Raw genomic sequence first — 18,322 nt, 5'->3', positions numbered from 1 at the left:
CTATATTCTATTTCTGCCTTGTTGGTATTTGGATTCATACCGATGACGGCGTCTTTACTCAAGGTTGCTGTATAGACAACTGTAATTGTATCACCTACGTGATTCTTATAGGAATTATAGAAATCATTTAAAGTAACTGTTAAAATACGGTTAGTCTTGTCATAAGAAAGTGAGTATGTATTTGCTCCTGTTTTACTCGCTTTAAGTTCCGTACTTTCAACTTTTACAGACAAAATTGCTTTTAAATCCAGCCCTTTGGATAATGTATCGGTAAATTTAAAAGTATAAGAAGTATATCCTGTCATATCCGGTACTTTAGATGTCAGCTGGTAAGTAACAGTATCACCAATTCCAAAATCTCCGGCTTTCTTTTCATCTGCTGCGCCATGTGGTGCGATGGCGTCCTCAGACTCATTTTCGTCATCTAATTCCATCTGGTGACTGCCTTCCCATGAACCATCCACAATCGCATCAACCTTAATGCCGCTTCCCACTCTGTGCCGGAATGATTTTCTTGTCTACTGTCGGGTAATTGCTCTTCATGTTAATCGTAGCTGTATCAGCTGTAATGTTAACTAAAGATGCTGCAGATGTATAAGTCTGATTTCCTGGTGCTTTGGAGGTATCTGTTGCTCCTTTTGGATAAACTAAATAGTATCCATATGCTAAATCAGGAACTACTGTAGAAGTTGCTTTTGTCTCAACTGTTGTTGTTGCTGTAATATTGTTCTTTGAATCTAAAATCCATCCAAGCACATCTTTAGCAAATGTTTTCGCTGTATCAGCCTCTCCATTTGCTCCGACCTGTTCTTTAACATAGTTATATGCCGCTTCACTTAAAGCTTTGCCTGTTAAACTTTCAGGGAATTCCTGGAATTCTAGTATTATTCTTAAAAAATCCTTCATATGCACTGTTCAGTGTATATGCTACATTCTCGCCACTTTTTGTTGCTGTAAAAATCTGATACAGATCCAGAGTCTTTCCTTCCACTGTATTGTTGACTGTCAGGGTTCCTTTTGGAGCATCTGCTGCATCTGCTGCAAATGCTGTCATGCTCATGGTCAGTACCATAGCTACTGCCATCAGGACTGCCAAACATCTTGAAATCATCTTTTTCATGTCTTTTTTCTCGCTTTCTAATGATTGTTTTGTTTTCTGGTTACATGCCATTTTTATGGCGAGAGTTCTCCACGCAGCCATATCTGTTTCATACTCCTACGCTCCCTCCTCTCCGGCTTTGCCTGCTTCCTCTTTTTTCTGTACCCGGTATAAAGCAGAAATGCTAATAACAAACCTCCTGCCATTATAACGATCATCATGCCTTTTCCACCCTGTATCCGGAAGAAGTGCAAAATGCCGGTTTGTCACCGTAAAGGTAAATCCATCATCGGAAGTACTTATGGTAGTTGTATATCCAGTTACCTCTGTTTCGGTAACAGAATATTTATAATAATGTGTTGTTCCATCCTCATCTTTCACATAAGCCGGAAATCCTTCTAAGACTTTCTGCCATGTGGATTTTGATATATTGCCTGTAATTTCATAATTTTCATATCCCGGAACTGTTTCCGTATGCTCTGTTCCATCAGCGTCCGTCCAGGTTCTTGAAACCGTAACGGTAATAGCATCTGGTCTGATCTCATCCATGTTCCGAAAGTCTTTCCAAACCTTATTTACAGTCAGATTCACATATTCATCACAGGGATCCTGTGCATCTGAAGGTTCCGGTGATGTATTATCATCCGTATTTAATGTTGTTTTTGCATCTGACATCAAAACTGCCTTTGCATCTGAAACATAAGCATTCAGTTCTGCTGTTACGGACGAACCTTCATCTGTCATAACTGCATCTTTCAATTTGTCATAAGTATCTACCTTCTGCATGTGCTCCACTGAAAAGATGCTCCATCCATTTTCCTTCGCATAAGTGCTGTTCAGGATATCGGAGTTCTTTTTGATTTCGTTAAATGCTACGTCCACTTTTCGATAAATACGGTAAATATTGTTATCACCTTCCACATTTTTTTTGGTGTTAAAGTCGTATACAGAACTCAAATCGCTCTTTCCGCTAAAAGGTCCTACCAGGCCAGCGGTTCCACGGACTACGTCACAATAATACATATTGTTGTTCTGCAGAAGTCCTTCATCGTTGTATCCGACAAACCCACCGCTTCGTCCATCTTTTGCAGTTCCATCTTCATCATTTGTTGCACCGCCGGCATATACATCATATCCATTACTGATACCATAAACCGCGCTGTCTGCAATCTTCGTCCGGTTCGCTTTGATCAGGCTGATACTGATATTTGATTTTGTATCATCATCTTTTGAAATTCCATTACTGTCACATGGCAGCTTGATGGAAGAGTCTCCAATGGTTATGATTGCAAAATCCGTCTGCTGATCATTGTCTGAGGACGCTTTAGAGAGGGCTACTGATATATCAAGCCCCAGTAAATTTACATGAAGCAGATTTCCGTCATACAAAGCATCTACCTGGATAATTCCAAGGTTGATGTGCAGAAGCTGAGAATCCTGAATCTTATCCAGATACAAAGCCTGCACAAGCTGGTTCAGAACTACCAGTAAAGCATCCACCAATGTAGAATCCAGTTTTACATCTGCAAGATAAGCAAAACTTGTTCTTCCTGCAAATCCTCCGGCGGAGCCTTCGGAATCTACCAGTTTCAGTCCATCCGCCTGATTTGCACTGTCACCGGCTCTGCATCCGGAGATTCTGGCAAGATTTGCGTATCCGATAAATCCACCGGAAATCTGTTCTTCCCCGCCTTTGCTCAAAACGGTATATCCACCGTCCATACCAGTTACCGTACTGTCATCAATATGGGAACCAAATACATCCAGAACACCAAGAGCACCACCGAGAAGCTGCCCGAAGTTACTTCCAAGCACATCTACCTTGTCTACGCCAACAACTCCACTCTTTCCAGAATAGCCTACGAAGCCTCCGACGCTGTTTAATCCGGTCACACTGTTTAATCTGGTTACACTACTGTTCTTTACCGAACCATTTAACAGTGATCCTCCAAAACCACCTGCCGTACCGCTGTAAGTAACTTCATTATTCTGTCCGGATTTCACTGCCGTATTTGCCCGGACCGAAAGGCCTGCGTCCGGACTTCCACTGATATTTCCATAATATACATAGCTCCGGAAAGCATCCAGTACATCGGTTCTGCCAAGCTGTAACAGATATTTTACAACGGAAGTTTCTCCACCTGCACTGATCTGTGCAGCCCCGGCGACATCTGCGATTCCAAAACATCCTCCGGCATATTCACCTGCAACTACCGAACGAATCTTTTCTGCACTTATGCCACTTCCTGCCGTATCTTTCTTGCCTAAAACTGCACCACAGACGCTTCCTGCAAAGCCTCCCGCTGCTTTTGCATATCCGGTATTATTTCCATTTGCATAGGTTCCATTAATGATCACTCCCCAGTCGTCCCATGCGGAAACTCCTGCATAACGAATGGTAGAAACAGTTGCACCTAAGACTTTGATGATTTCTGTCGGGGCATTTACCATCAGTGCATCCAGCAACTTATTTAAAAGTCCCTGTTTTGTCGCTGTATCCACAGCAACTTCACTTCCGGAATCTACTTTTCCTGCAAAACCTCCTACATAAGAAGTTCCATCAACCCTTCTAAGATTCGTGATCTTACATGACGTATTTTCATCGCCCCATATCTGACCACCGATCATTCTTCCCACAAAACCTCCGGCAAGTCCTGCCGGATCCTGATCTGCAATTCCTGTTGCCTTAATTCTGGCACCTGAACGATATCCTTCTACATAAGACTGTTTTACCGCCGGTACGAAAGTATTTAACGCAGATAAGCTGTCTGTTCCAACAAGTTTCAGTCCTGCAAGAGAAACATCTCCTGTATTTGCGACCGAACCTGTCAGCATTTCTCCGGCAAAACCGCCGCTGCTTCGCAGTGCTTCTACCAGCTGGAGATCTTTGGCATATCCATTTGCAACCGTTCCACCTTCCATACGCCCCACATATCCTCCGGCAGAACCGCCCTGCGTAGCCTGGCTTGCTAAGATACTTCTTCCGGCAGTAACTGCATATCCATAAGCATACTGGGAAATGATATCATTTAACTGTCCCTGATCTGTGACAGTGCCAAGAGCCTGTAATTTATTTCCATAACTTCCATAGGAACCAACAGCTCCGACCCATTTATTCCATGTATCTGTATCCAGACCACGTAAAGGGCCATATACCGCTGTATTTTTTTCGGTTGGATATACAGCCTGAAGAATCGTCAGTGGATTGTCCAGTTTAATCAGTCCAAACAGGACTTTCAGGTTTCCGGTATCTGCTACATTGGCACACCTCATCAATCCTGTATAACCTCCAGCATATTCAGTGCCATATACGGAACGAATACGATACGCTGCACATTCCCGCAATGTTCCCGCATATGCAGAGCCTTTCCAGTTATCGGAATTATTTCCCCATATCTGACCGCCATAGTTATATCCTGCATAACCTCCGGCCAGTCCACGATAAACACTATCGCCGCTGTCTGCCTGTGCTCTTACTGCACCACCACATGGGATGCAGGTTGTTTCGCTGTTTTTTATCGTAGGTATAAACGCCTGTAATACTCCAAGAAGATTATCTGCACTGACCAGACCACCGAGAACACTTAATCCACTAACAACATCTGCGGCACTTCCCGGTTCCATGGTTCCTACATATCCTCCGGCACTTTCCCGTCCGATGATATGTGCAAAATTATAAGAATTACTGTTCTGGATCTGTACGCCAAGAAGATATCCTGCGTAACCACCGGCTTTACCGGTATCTCCATCTCCATCGGTGGACAGGATATTAAAACCTCCTGTGGCACCATATACATCAGAACTGTCTATGATAGAAGCAACTACGGTCAAGGCGAGATGCCAGATTGGAAGCAGAAAGTACTTTATCCAAAATACTTGCCCCTCCAATAGCAGCCGTACTTCCCATAGCCGCTTTTCCTATATAGCCGCCAGCATAACGGTATGCGCTTACTGCATAGGTACTGTCTTTTCCGTAATAGCTGCTTCCGTCTTCCTGTTGAAGATTCTTCGGTTCGCTGACACCGGTATGCTTCAGTTTATTTACATCCGATTTACTGATCTGCACACCAGTTCCACATCCGATAAATCCTCCGGCACTTCCTGTATCCGCATCATTCGTGCTGTCTTTTTCCAGTGTTCCTGTTACTGTTACTGTAAATCCATCCGGAACAGAACGAACACTTGCATTGCTGATCACCGGAACAAAAGCATTTACAAGAGATACCAAGCCAGTCAGATCTACCACTTTTGTAAGAATAGAAGATTTTTCTCCAATCTCAGCAACGGATCCGGCTCTTACGAAACCACCAAAGCCTCCAGCATATCGAAGTCCTTCTACTTTCAGAAGATTTTCTACGGCCGTTCCTTTTCCAGAACCATCTGCATTTGCTTCATTGTCCACATGGCCGCTTTGCATCTCTCCTGCAAAACCACCGGCATAGCCTTCTGCATTCGCCATACCACTCTCTGCTGTCACAGTCATTCCATTTGTTATTCCAGAAACCTTACAGTTTGTGATCTTACTGGAAGCTGCCTGCAAAACGCTTGCCAGCTCTTTCAGATTTAATATTTTTCCAAGAACACTGTTCAACAGATCTCCTGTGGCATCACCAGCTTCTACTGCACTTCCGGACCGCATGATTCCAATATATCCACCGGCATGATAAGGTGCAGTAATTTCTTTCACATTCGTGACATTAGAATTTTTAACGATCACTGCTTTTCCATTACCAATATAGCCACCAGCATCTCCAATGGCCACATCTCCATTCTTTCCAGATGCAGTCACTTTCAGGTCATTGCCTTCAATGCCTGAATCGGAAATCCTCGGATAAGCTACATCCATAACACTCAAAAGCTGTGTCACATTCAAAAGTCCGAGAAGTTTCACAGAGCCAGTCTGCGCTACATCACCTGGCATCAGCCTTCCGGCAAATCCTCCGGCATAACTGTTTCCCTTAACATAAGAAAGCCCTGTGATCGTAGTTGTTGCAACATCACCTGTCTTTACCCCATCTGATTCATCAGAAGCATATGTCTCTCCAGAGGAAAAGCCTTCACTCTCACTATCTGTATCACTGGTAAATGCTTCTGTATCCGTTGAATCAACTGCATCCTCTGTAAATCCGGAATTATTATTTCCATAATTGACATCTACTGCCTGTCCGTCTCCAACAAATCCTCCTGCCATATCTGCGGATACCTGTGGATCTTTTCCTGCTGAAACATAATCAATAGATGTATTATTAAATTCCGGTCGCAGCGCACTGACCACACCTAAAAGGTTTTCAATTTCAATACCTGCCGGCAGTCCGGATGAAGTAACTGAATCTCCTGCATTGGCAAGTGCATCACCTGCTTTTGCATATCCCACAAAACCTCCGGCTTTTCCAGATGTTTCGGATGCAGTAACTGACTTCAGGTTACTGATTTTTGTATTTCTGGCTCTTCCACTGATACACTCACCAATAAATCCTCCGCTGATTCCGCTTTCATCACTGGTTCCTACTGTAAAACCTGCTGAAATTCCGGAAACAATACTGTCAACCGTAAATGTTTCGATCATCTGGCCTACGGAAAGAAGCCCGTTAATTTTAAGAAGTTTCAGTCCAAGGAGATTGATTCCACCTACATTTGCAAGTGTTCCACTTCCAAAATATCCTGCAAATCCCCCTGCTCTCTTTACTGCACTTGCGGAATTCAGATTTGTAACACTGGTCTTTCTTACTTCACCACCTGTACCCTGGCCAATAGCTCCACCTGCATAACTTGCATCTTTATCTGAAGCCGTTACAGTAAGTCCGTCGGTACCTCCATTTACAGAACTGTCTTTTAATTCAAAACGCATATAGTCTGCTGCTGTTACAGTTCCTCCAAGCACATCACTGACACTGGTCATTTTTGCCTGACCAAGAAGACCTCCTGCATAATTTACTGCTGAAACATTCATGGATGAAGCTGCTGCCACGCTGTTAGAATGATCTCCAAATTCATAAGAAACTCCTGTTTTTGTCAGCATACGGTTAATGGCAGTTGTTGTTGATTTTGATGTATCCGCCAGTTCTGACGTATTGGAAATCTGAACTGCTCCGGCATATCCCACAAGACCTCCGGCATTCTCTCCACTGGCTGTAATTGAAATATCAGTTCCACCTATGCTGCATCCGGTAATAACGGAAGGACGCAGACCAACCAGATTCAGAATATCCATATTCGTAAAACTACCATTTAAAATTCCTGTAAGAAGATCTTTTACAATAACAAGAAGTCCCTGACTCTCATTGATGTCTGCCACATCACCAAGTGTTGCCATCCCGGCAAAACCGCCGACATAATCTTTTCCATTGACAGCCCCTAAATCTGCTATGCCACAATCCACTGCATAGCTGTTTCGCATTTCTCCAATGAAACCGCCTGCATAGCCACTTTTCGTTGCACTGTCACCTGTGGATGACACATTTGCACGGCCATTGATCTTGCATCCGAGCATTACAGTATTAACCGGGAAATTTCCCATTACTTCGATACCAAGACTGCTCAGAAGGCCAACCACAACTGCATTGGAAGAACGTCCGGCAAAACCTCCGGAATAATCACTTCCGGAAACAGAATCCGTTCCTTCTACGGAACAGTTCTTCATAACTGCACCGATGGACTCTCCGGCAAATCCTCCTGTATATTTCTGCCCGGAAACAATGACATTACCAGATGCAGAGCAATCTGTAAGAATCGGATTCACATATCCGATTGGAATCAGGCTCTCAACTTTAAGAACTCCGCCATTTAACAGAATCGTGATCAGATCACCCAGTCCCAGCAATGGTATTAAATTCAGCAAAGTACTTAGTGCATCTGTTACCGCCCCAAGAAGTCCTGATAACACCTCATACTTTGTGACACCGGAAATATATCCTACAAATCCGCCTGTCCAGTTATTTACATTGGATACGCCGGAAATATTTTCCACATGACATCCGGATATCTGCACATTGCCTTTGATCACTCCGGCAAACGTACCTGTTGAAAAAGATTTCGGATCATCCTGCAGTCCACTGGACAACCCCAGCAGAGCTAAAACCGGAGTCAAAAGCATAGCAATCAAACTGAAATCTTTTTTGATTGAATTTGTCGTTGTAGAAACATCCACATTCGATAATGTAAGGTTTTTCACTACAACCGGATCTGTTGCAATCTGGAGTTTGCTGTCATAAGGTGTTGATAAACTCCTAAAGAAACCTACACCGTATTCCGCATTCGATGAATTATTAGAGTTTCCACTCTGGTCGATCTTTGCATCCTGCATAATTTTCACATTGCTGATTGTTACATTTTGTCCTTCGACCATTCCTTTACGGCCTTCCATATCTCCCTGGAAGTTATTGATCGGATTCCAGTTATCATCTTCGCCATTGGAGTTTATTCCATCTTTTGAAAGGTCAATATCTCTAAATATGATATAGTTTGCATCTTTACTATATTTATATCCTGATCCTGCAATATTCGTATTGCTGTGTTTTGATACATCATAAGTCAGAACATATGTCTTTTCATCCTCAACTGTTACACTCGCCAGATCTGGTCCTCCAGATGAATCGCCATTATCACTGGTAAAACCATCTCCTGCATCTTCTTCAGAATCTGCACTGTAAAACTCTTCTGCATCACTGCTATCTTCTGGAGCCGCAACATCTTGTACTTCCGTCTCAGATCCAAAATCATTGCTTCCCACATCTGATACATCATTGGATTCTGCCGGTATCATATCTATCACATCAGCAGTATCCTGATTTTCTTCATTCTCACTGGAAACAACTGCATCAGTACTTTCAACAGCTGTAAATCCATCATTCGCACTCTCTGTCGAAACAACTGTCATATCAGCTGAATCCTGGATGGTACTGCTCACATAGACATATCTCTTTAAAGCCTGCGTTCCAGCTGGATCAAACTTTCCTGCATCCAGATATTCTGTATCATTTAATTTATGATCTCCGGTCGTATTACCATACAATTCTGTTCCAGACCAGTTATAAGTATCATCAAATTTTACGACATCTGCATCTCCCGGATAATACAATTCTGTTTTATACTCTCCCGCATCTTCTGCTGGTGTCCAGGCTGTATGCCCAATAGTCTTTTTTTCTCTTGTTTCATACACTCTCCAGATTGGCTCTGTCACTGCTGTATCTGTTCCAATCGCACGAAGCTGGGCTTCATTACCAATCAGAATATAATCGGTATCTCCGATTTTCTTTACAACCTGTCCGAAATAATTTTCTCCCTTCATAATCAGATGGGTATGCACTGCTGATATTTTGTGTTGTTTCTGTCGCAACAGCCTTGTTTGCCAGCAATTCCGGTGTATCGGTAGTAAATGTCGAGGCAACCATATAATTATGTGTTTTACTGTAAGTAAGATAAGAACCATCTTCCAGATTAAACACCTGACCCATACCAACTTTTTCTGCCACATAATCCTCACTCATAACAGGTTCCTTATCGGAGTCCTCTTGACCAAGTAAAGCAAGCTGATAGCGATTGTAAATATAAATAGTGTCTGTTTCGGCATTATAAATAGTATTATCAGCCCGTTCCGCAGCTGATAAAATACTGCCGGAAAATCCTTCCGGAAAGTTCCAGACATTTGACATATCCATAAGAATATCATTCATTAGATAATAAGACGCATCTGCAGCATAGGTTAACTCTGTATTATCTGAAAGGACTGCTTCACCCTCTCCAATGTTACCATCTTTATCTCCGGTAAACATTTGTGTACCTGTTCCGACTAATAAAAGCTGGCTGTAATTGTAGATACAGATTTTTCCATCTGCATAATCAGATTTTGTTTCTTCCAATGTATCTGTGACATCTTCTTTAACATCCTCTGTATTATCTTTCGATTCTTCTCCGTCTGAAAATCCCTGATCTTCCGAAGACTCAAAATCTCCTGTTTCTTCGTCTTCCGAAATATCATTAATTTCTTCTGATGCTCCGTCAAAAGAATCCGGTACTTCACTGTCGGATGATTCTATCTCTGAATCAACCTCAGTAGAGCCTGTATGTGTCGGCAGGATCGCTCTGTTTCGCTTTCGCTGCTAAACTCTTCATAAGACTGCTCATACGCATCTACACCATTTTCCATATCAGAATTTTCTGTTTCATCTGCATATGTAATCGTCATCTGCGATGATAAAAGCGAAATACACAATATAATTGCTGTAATCTGTTTAAGAACCTTAAATTTTTTACTCATAACTGCCCCTAATCTTATGCCACGTTTAACTTTCTGCTTTCTTAATCCATTCCGGCTGCATGGCCGCTGCCAGGAAGCAACGAATCAGTGGTTTTGAAAATGCTCCACATTCCCCGTTAATAATCATTCGGATTGCTTCCTCGTGTTCATATTTTCCTTTATATGGCCGTTTGCTTATTAACGCATCATAAGCATCTACCAGCCCGATCACCTGTGCACATAATGGAATTTCATCTCCTTTTAACCCATCTGGATATCCATTTCCATCGTATCTTTCATGGTGGCAATGGCAGATATCATAACTATATTGATTTAGCTGCTCTGTCGTAACGCCTTTAGGAAACCGAAGTGTCATTTCTGCACCTGCGATTGGATGAATCTTTACTTTTTCCATTTCTTCCGGCGTTAACTTTCCTTTTTTATTCAAAATTTCAATAGGAACTCGAATTTTTCCTATATCATGAATCGGAGCTAATTTGGCAACATTCTGAATTTCATATTCTGAAATTCCAAGACTCGGATATAATTCTGAAAGTTTTCTATATACCTGTTCGGTATAGAAACATATATTTTCCTGGTTTTCAGGTTCTGAAAGGTTATTATGATTTAATACCGTCACCAAAAGATGAACCATATCCCAGTATTGTCTGGTTACTGCCCCTTCCTTTTTCCGCAATTCCTGTTCCATATTAACCATTGCTCTTGAAACAAGTTTCGATTCAATGTTCGGATAAGATTACAATATCTTTTTCAGGATTTTTATATTTTTTTATTTCCATCCATACCTGTTTGTCATTATTTTTTCTGCGATATTGGATATTTTCCTCATACACTTCGCTATTCGGTAATATTTTCATTGCTTCAAGTTTCAAAAATTCACCGACTTTTTCACGATCTTCCAGAGCAACATAATCTTCTACATATTTTTTTATAAAGACCTTAAACTCTGTTTTTTCACTTAATGCAATTTCAATTTCTCTATTGTAGCTATACAGACATTCCAGTTTTCCAGTATTCAGTTCTAATTTAAAAACAGAATAGTAATCACCGCAGTCCTCTTTTTTATCTTTTCCAACAATATCGGATATCTTAATCTGTTCCAATTTACTGTTATAACTATTTTGCATACCCGAGAAGAATCTGATGTACTCTGCAATGGTTAATCCGATTTCCAGAGCAATATCCATCCTTTTCCAGACACCGATTTATCGCCATAGTGCTTTCTGTACAAGACATTACATCCATAAGTGAAATATTTTCCGGACTTTTTGCCATGCATCATCCACCTTTAATTCCTTCCAGCGAGCTTATTAAATTTGCTTTTTTTAACTGTTTTGTAATTTTGGGAATATAGTTTACAGGTACACCAAGTTCATTAGCCAATTCTGCTGTCGATGTCATTTGCTGATGTTCCGCAAGAAAACAAACAATCCGGATCGCATAATCCGTTGTAATTGTCAACCGCATACTTTTTCCTCTGCTTTCTTGGCACGCATTTAAAAATACGTGAAACTTTATTTATCTTTGTTCTATCATTTGCATGATAAAAATTATTGGGATTTGAAACTAAACCTGGATTGGTTTTACTTTATTTCTGTAAAAAACACGGCAGAATAATAGATTGCTTCTTTCCGCAGTGTTTCATTTTCACTTGTTCATCTGGTTATTTATAAGATTCTATAAGACTATGAAATTGATCTAACAAAAAATCTTCCATCAATTTCATCAAGATATGAGAAAATCTACGGTAATCGTAAGATATACGGACGTCTTGCTGCTAGCACAGCACATATATTTTAAAATATCGCAACATATAATAATGCAATGATGTTTTTCATTATATTATTTTCATTGTCAATAAATAGGACTGAAACCTTCTTGTTTAATCCCTTTTTCTATTATTCTATCCATTTTTGAGCAAAAAACAATGTAACATTTTTATATGCTTTACCCCCCCCCGTTTTATAAAAAGTGTTCCATAAAAAAAGGATACCGCACAAATCACGATACCCTTTTATATTTTATTCTAGCTCATCTATAATTTTATAAATTACAATACCTATTCGTACTGCTAACATTTCATTAGCATTTTTAAAATCCATTCCTGTCATTTTTTTTATTTTACCAAGCCGATGTACTACTGTTTGATAATGGACAAACATAGTTTCAGAAGTCTGCTTTGTGCTCTGGTTATTATCAAGATATACTTGAAGAGTTTGTATTAATTCATTTTTTGAATCTGAATCATGTAGAATCCGCAACGATTCTGGAATATACTGTAACAGTTTTGATGGATCTTCAATATCGCCCAAGAGCTGAAAAAATCCAAGATTGGAATATCTCACCACCATTCTATTTGAATTTCCAGAAACCACTCTTATTACATCAATATATGTAAGTGCCTTTTTAGCTTCCTGATATGATTCGCTTAAACGTTCCACTCCGTTTACAACTTTTCCGATTCCGATCAACAATCTGCTTCCTGATTTTCTGCGTTGAATAGCTCTTTGAATCGTGTGCTGCAACTCTTCTAATTTTGTTTGCAAAGCTATCTGCGTTTCCTTTTCAGATACTCTATGTAATGCTACAATTCGTTCCATATTACGAAATATCATTTCACCAGGAAACAACGCTCTCAGTTCGCCTTCTATGACTCCTACTTCATGCAGAAACTCCTTATCATATCGTCCATGTGCATCCATCTTTGTCTGAAAGACAATAATCTGATATTTCTGCTCATAATTTAGTCCAAGCAGTCTTACTGCTGATTCCATCCCTTTACGGCTTAAAGTATTCGTAAGGAGTGCATGAACAATATCATGGTCATATTTTTTCTCAATTTCCTGCTGGGCAAATTCACTTACAAAGCCATACATCAACGTAATAATTGCATTTTCCAGTGCCATATAATCAAGAGCAGACAGTTCTCGATTTTTTTCAGTTATTACCAGAAAGACTTCTGCTTCTCCAAATATATCAATCCGAACAACATATTGAATAAATTCGCCTTGCTGTCTGCTATATGAAAATCGAGTAAGTATGTCCGGGGTATAATCTTCAAGGTTATTAAGTAATACCAGTTTATCACTATTATCTCCTGTTGAGGCACAACAATTACCATTTGTGTAATACAAAGCGACTGGATTTTCAATCATACTACCAAGAAATCCAAAACTTCCGATGCCTGATTCGATATTTTTCTAGGTGAAAATGATAACATATTAAAATTATCATGGGTTAATTTAAAATATTTCAGCCTTGCTATGTCTTTATCAAATACCTGATTCATTACATACTTAATCACAGGCCAATACTCTAATTCTTCCGGCATTTCTAGTAAAGGAATTCTCTGATCCGCACAATACTTTCTTAACAGATCTCTTTTTAATTCCAGATCTTTTTCAGATGTTCTCTTCTTTAATATAATGCCACTGAGCTTTTTTTCCGAGTATTGTTCTAAATATTTTATAAATGTTTCATTCCTACATTCTTTGTAGACCCACAAACTGGTCAGGAGAATTTCCCCTCCCTCAAGATATTTGACCATCTCTGGAATTTCTATAATTCGGATTCCAGAAATTCTCTTGTCAAGATACCCTTCGCCATAAACCACTTTAATCTGCGGAAAGCGATTACTTTCAATAAATTGTTTTGTTGTATATTCCATTCATCTTCCTTCTGTGCGTTATTTTCAGTTACTCGAATTTATTATATATTCTAATCACTTATTAATTCAAGTTTTTTACATCTAAATTATTGATATTTTTTATAATTCCACAGTTATCTTTTCATATGACTTAACCTTCTCCTCTGTCCTATTTTGCTCTTGTACTTTTGATTTTAACTGAAAATCCTTTAAAGATTTCAACACAGATTTCTTTATTTCTCCCTTTTTGGGCTTTGCAGATTTTTTCTCAGAATAGACTTCCGAAGTCTGCTGTTCTGTTTCCTGTACTTTTCCTTTCTTTTCATCCAGATACTTTTCCATATCTGCGATTGCTTTCTGCACCAGAGAGCTTTCTTTATAATGTGGAATCATATCTATCAGATCACGATTTATCCTACCCGCACTCATCAGCTCATATTCCCCAGAATAATCTTGGTCACCGTCTTGCAGATCAAATCCGATTCCTTTGATTCCATGCATCCGTTCCGCTGGGATGTCCTCATATATTTTAATGGCTTCTTCTAAAGTGAGATTGTTATGGTACTCTCCCATGACCGGAAACTCCATGCACTCTGCGACATAAAAACTAATCGTAGCTTCTGGCTGTTTTCGCATTTGCCGTTCATTTATTTTTTCTACCTCTTCCATTAAATTTTCATAATCAAATGGGACTGCATTTTCCATAAAAATGTCTTCATCTTCCAGAATATCTTCCATTGCCTGCTTTATAGAAATATCTGGATTTTCATAAACACCCCCATCAATCTCAACAAAATCCACGTCATAAAGCGTATAATCATACCCGCCTTCTGTTTTTTGAATTGCAAAATATGTATTATCAATCTTATAAGCCAGTTCATCTGATTCTATTTCTGGTACGGAATTATCAACAACACCCTCTTTCTCCTGCAAATATTCTGAAACTGCCTCCAATGCTCCTGCATCAAACCCATTCCACAAATCTTCTGCAACAAGCTGACCATTTTCCGATACAACAATTCCTGCCACATCGGAGCCAAATTCATCATGTTCCATTAAGAAAAACTTCTCCCCAGCATATTCCTTTTCAGCAACCGTATGCCATGTCCCGTTATGTCCTTCTGCTTCATACCCTCTTGTCTCTGCCGTGATCGTCACTTCGTTTTCTCCTATCGCCTGTTCTATCCTCTGCATCCGGATCTCAGCTCTTGCCATGTCGATAAACCCATCTAAAACTGCCGGGTGGCTTTCGATCACATAATCCAGATTCAAATTTCTTCCCCGACTGATATTTTCCGGAACCTCAATACGCTCTGCCCAGTCTTTGTTCTGTCTGGAAAATCTTCCATCATTGGAAAGTTCCCGGATGGTATTTGCCATAACAAAATTCATACGTTCTTCCCCAAAGCGTTCCACGACTTCTTTTGCCGCATCTTGCTTTAAGTGCAGCCCGTCAAAATTCTCCCGGATGCTTTCTTCGATTGCTTTCTTACAGTCCAGGTTTAACTTTCTGGAATCCAGATAAGCATCCACATCCCGTTCTCCCATTGCCTGTTCCAATGTTCCTTTATAAACTGGCGGATATGCCCTGACGGAATTATGTTCCAGCATGTTCATTCTCTGCTGAACAAACTCCGGAAGTTCCTGAAATCCAAAAGAATCTACATAATAGGCTGTGATCTCTGCACCCCTGTTTATCACGATCACATCACTTACCGATAAGGAATGGCCACGGAAATCTTCCGGGCGGTCAATGTTAAAGCGTTCAAAAATATTGTCTAACGTGATCGTTGGCATCCACGGTGCTGCATAAACCATCCGGTAATCCTTTCCGTCGATGGTATAGCCCAGGCTCTTTGCGGATTCCATTCCCAGCGCCTAGAGGGGTCTGACCATCGAAAATAACCGGAAAGATAATAATCTCCACATAAAATAATTCTAAAATTTGTATAACATAGAATTCCTTACCCACATATAAAACCATCCCAGCTATATGAATAATGTACATAGTCAGGATGGTTTGTATCATGAATGGTTGCTATTACAGTTGTTCTATTTTACAATGATGTTCTTTTGTGTCTTTACTATAACTGATTCCCACACCCAGGATTTGTCCGGTGTATCTTTCCTTTTCCCCAGGCTTTCCCTTAAAGCGGAGCGCATACTGTTTTTCCCTGATCTGCCGGATTGCTTCTTCCGGTGAGTGACCTGCCTTTAATTCCAGGATCAGCCCTGTATCTGCCGGGTTTTCCGGATAAAAAATAAAATCTACAAATCCTTTACCTGCTTTATCTTCACGTTCTACCCGGTATCGGTCTCTGGCAGATAAATATACCAGATTTACTACCGCAGCCAGTTCCGTTTCGTTATTATACGAAAGAATCGGTGTTTCTGTATTGTGTGCCAGCTGCAGGATCTCAGCCATCCGGTCTGTGTCACCAGAAAGGGTTGCTTTTAGCATCTGGTCAGAAATATTAGCCAGACGATAGACATAACCCAGACTTTTCTCACTACGCAGAAGTTCTTCGTATTTGAACATTAATTCCCTGTTGGGAATAAATACTTTTCCCTTTGTATAAGTCAGCAGTCCATAGACCACCATAGCCGAATAAATCTGGTTTTTGGTTCGCAGATCCATGGCAGAAGCTGCAAACTCCTCCACCCGGGCATCGATTCCCTCTCCTGAAATCATCAGCGCCAGGTCATCCCGTATGTGCTCTATATCATTTCGTATATAATAAAAAATTTCATCATAAGGTCCGGAGCTTGTCCAATAATTCGACAGCTGATTGAACCGTAGCGCCATTACCACAGATCTTGGATTGTAGAGACGCCTGCCGGAGGCAGTAAAATATCCATCATACCACTCACGTAACCCCTCTCTGGAAACCTGCGGATCTTTGCATAGATGGAGATATTTATCATAGAGAACATCTACTTCCTCATCCGTGAAGCCAAAATATTCCCCGAACATTTCCATAGAAGTCATTTTAAACTCCGTGAACATATTCAGTTCTGAACCGCTGGAATATTTTGCGATGGGAAGAATTCCAGTAATATATGCCAAGGCAACATATTCCTGATCTTTTAACAGCGATTTCAGGAAAAGGATATATTCTTCCTTTTCCCCATCCGTGATAAACGAAAGATGAAATACTGCATCCCATTCATCCATGACAAATACAAACTGTGTATCATATTTCGCAGAAATTATAGCCAGGAGATCCCAGACAGCAGTTTTATTGGTAGTGGAAATATCCGGAAAAGCGGCTAGCAAATCATGTTTCAGACCTTCAGAAATACGTCTGATATACTGCTGATAGGAAGTGCAGTTTTCCGGAAGACGGCTAAAATCAATATAGATCACATTGTAATGGTTCAGGTATTTTCTGTATCTGCTTTCGTCAGAAATATACAGATTGTCAAACACATCAGCACTGTCCCAGCCTTTTCCAAGAAAAGCCCCTATCATATTTGCCATGATTGTTTTTCCAAAACGTCGCGGTCTGGTAATGCAGATATACTGTGTTTCCTCCTCAATACAGTCAAAAAGATCCCTTAAGATATTGGTTTTATCTACAAAATAGCTGGTAGCTGACATTTTTTCATATCGTTTATAAGGAAGAACACTGTTCAAGTAAAAGCCCATAGATTTCTCACCTCCTGCATAATCTATATGCTTCATATGATCGGTAAATTGTTTCACTACTCTCAGTATAACAAACACCGTAAAGACTTACCAGAGGAAAATACCGCCGTTTATATAAAAGTGACCGTGTCTTTAAAAACCGGCAAAAGCCTTGATTTTATTCAATGTCATTAACTTTAGCAAAAGCAGAAATCGTAATTATTATAAATTATGATTCCTGCTTTTTTACTTTTGATATGGGCATACTTATCCCTTGTTTCTACTATTCATATCTTTTTAGCTAATACGCTCTTTTATGAGTATTTGAATATTTTCCTGCTAACTGGCCTTTCGTTCTTTTGTAATGACGGTCAGGACGAATCGGAACAAGATTCTTACTGATATCTTCATATATCTGTTGAAACAAGATACTTTTCTTTTTCTCATTCGTCTCAAGAAGAATATAGATCAGATCATTTTTTAAGATTCCAATACTAACTGTCTGATTGATCATCATTTTATGCTTTTTCTCTGTCTCTTTCTGATCCAGTTCACGTTCTGCGTCTAATATGATATCTTCAGCTAAATTACTCAGATATATGGTACTGTATATATCCTGTAATAACAGAATCGCTTTTGTCCCTGTGAAATTTTCTAATTGTAGCCGACTTTTTAAGGTTTCGTATGCAGTTT

13 protein-coding genes and 2 pseudogenes are annotated in these 18,322 nt (G+C 40.1%); all 15 read right to left on the bottom strand.

Going from position 1 to position 18,322, the window contains the following annotated elements; genetic code table 11:
* The coding region (locus tag AC058W_RS16755) for an isopeptide-forming domain-containing fimbrial protein (RefSeq protein ID WP_479390370.1) at positions 1–434 on the bottom strand (434 nt) is incomplete at its 3' end.
* A 43-nt stretch (positions 435–477) separates the two neighbouring features.
* Positions 478–906 (bottom strand): hypothetical protein, encoded by a 429-nt coding sequence (locus AC058W_RS16750; RefSeq protein WP_479390369.1) that lies wholly within the window; start codon positions 904–906, stop codon positions 478–480.
* Positions 860–1,201 (bottom strand): hypothetical protein, encoded by a 342-nt coding sequence (locus tag AC058W_RS16745; protein ID WP_479390368.1) that lies wholly within the window; start codon positions 1,199–1,201, stop codon positions 860–862. The genes AC058W_RS16750 and AC058W_RS16745 overlap by 47 nt, the downstream gene beginning before the upstream one ends.
* A 15-nt stretch (positions 1,202–1,216) precedes the next feature.
* Positions 1,217–4,930 carry a Cna B-type domain-containing protein gene (locus AC058W_RS16740; RefSeq protein WP_479390367.1) on the bottom strand — a complete coding sequence of 1,238 codons (3,714 nt, stop codon included), beginning with the start codon at positions 4,928–4,930 and terminating at the stop codon, positions 1,217–1,219.
* A complete protein-coding gene (locus AC058W_RS16735) occupies positions 4,896–9,386 on the bottom strand; it encodes a hypothetical protein (protein WP_479390366.1) in 4,491 nt (1,496 codons plus the stop codon). The genes AC058W_RS16740 and AC058W_RS16735 overlap by 35 nt, the downstream gene beginning before the upstream one ends.
* Complete coding sequence (locus AC058W_RS16730; RefSeq protein WP_479390365.1) at positions 9,316–9,957, bottom strand: hypothetical protein; 642 nt, start codon at positions 9,955–9,957, stop codon at positions 9,316–9,318. The genes AC058W_RS16735 and AC058W_RS16730 overlap by 71 nt, the downstream gene beginning before the upstream one ends.
* 173 nt (positions 9,958–10,130) lie before the next feature.
* The gene (locus AC058W_RS16725) at positions 10,131–10,355 is read right to left on the bottom strand and encodes a hypothetical protein (protein ID WP_479390364.1); all 225 of its coding nucleotides are present in this window, start codon (positions 10,353–10,355) and stop codon (positions 10,131–10,133) included.
* Positions 10,356–10,380: 25 nt separating this feature from the next.
* Entirely contained in the window at positions 10,381–11,043 is a 663-nt protein-coding gene (locus AC058W_RS16720; protein ID WP_243104294.1) for an HD domain-containing phosphohydrolase, read from the bottom strand.
* A gap of 31 nt (positions 11,044–11,074) precedes the next feature.
* Complete coding sequence (locus tag AC058W_RS16715; protein WP_479390363.1) at positions 11,075–11,542, bottom strand: hypothetical protein; 468 nt, start codon at positions 11,540–11,542, stop codon at positions 11,075–11,077.
* A 91-nt stretch (positions 11,543–11,633) separates the two neighbouring features.
* Positions 11,634–11,822, bottom strand: a complete 189-nt coding sequence (locus tag AC058W_RS16710; RefSeq protein ID WP_479390362.1) for an RrF2 family transcriptional regulator — start codon at positions 11,820–11,822, stop codon at positions 11,634–11,636.
* Positions 11,823–12,376: 554 nt separating this feature from the next.
* On the bottom strand, positions 12,377–13,510 hold the full coding sequence (locus AC058W_RS16705) for a PucR family transcriptional regulator (protein ID WP_479390361.1): 1,134 nt from the start codon (positions 13,508–13,510) through the stop codon (positions 12,377–12,379).
* Positions 13,507–14,022: a PucR family transcriptional regulator ligand-binding domain-containing protein gene (locus AC058W_RS16700; protein WP_479390360.1), complete on the bottom strand. Its 516-nt coding sequence runs from the start codon at positions 14,020–14,022 to the stop codon at positions 13,507–13,509. The genes AC058W_RS16705 and AC058W_RS16700 overlap by 4 nt, the downstream gene beginning before the upstream one ends.
* 99 nt (positions 14,023–14,121) lie before the next feature.
* Positions 14,122–15,876, bottom strand: a pseudogene (locus AC058W_RS16695) (DUF3849 domain-containing protein); the annotation flags it as partial.
* Positions 15,877–16,042: 166 nt separating this feature from the next.
* Positions 16,043–17,650: an AAA family ATPase gene (locus AC058W_RS16690; RefSeq protein WP_117675387.1), complete on the bottom strand. Its 1,608-nt coding sequence runs from the start codon at positions 17,648–17,650 to the stop codon at positions 16,043–16,045.
* 280 nt (positions 17,651–17,930) lie between these two features.
* Positions 17,931–18,322, bottom strand: a pseudogene (locus AC058W_RS16685) (IS4 family transposase); the annotation flags it as partial.

The sequence above is a fragment of the Blautia sp. CGZ-1-C1 genome (assembly GCF_056504575.1).
Note: the sequence above shows the minus strand (reverse complement) of the source record. Positions and strands in the feature narration are given on the sequence as shown.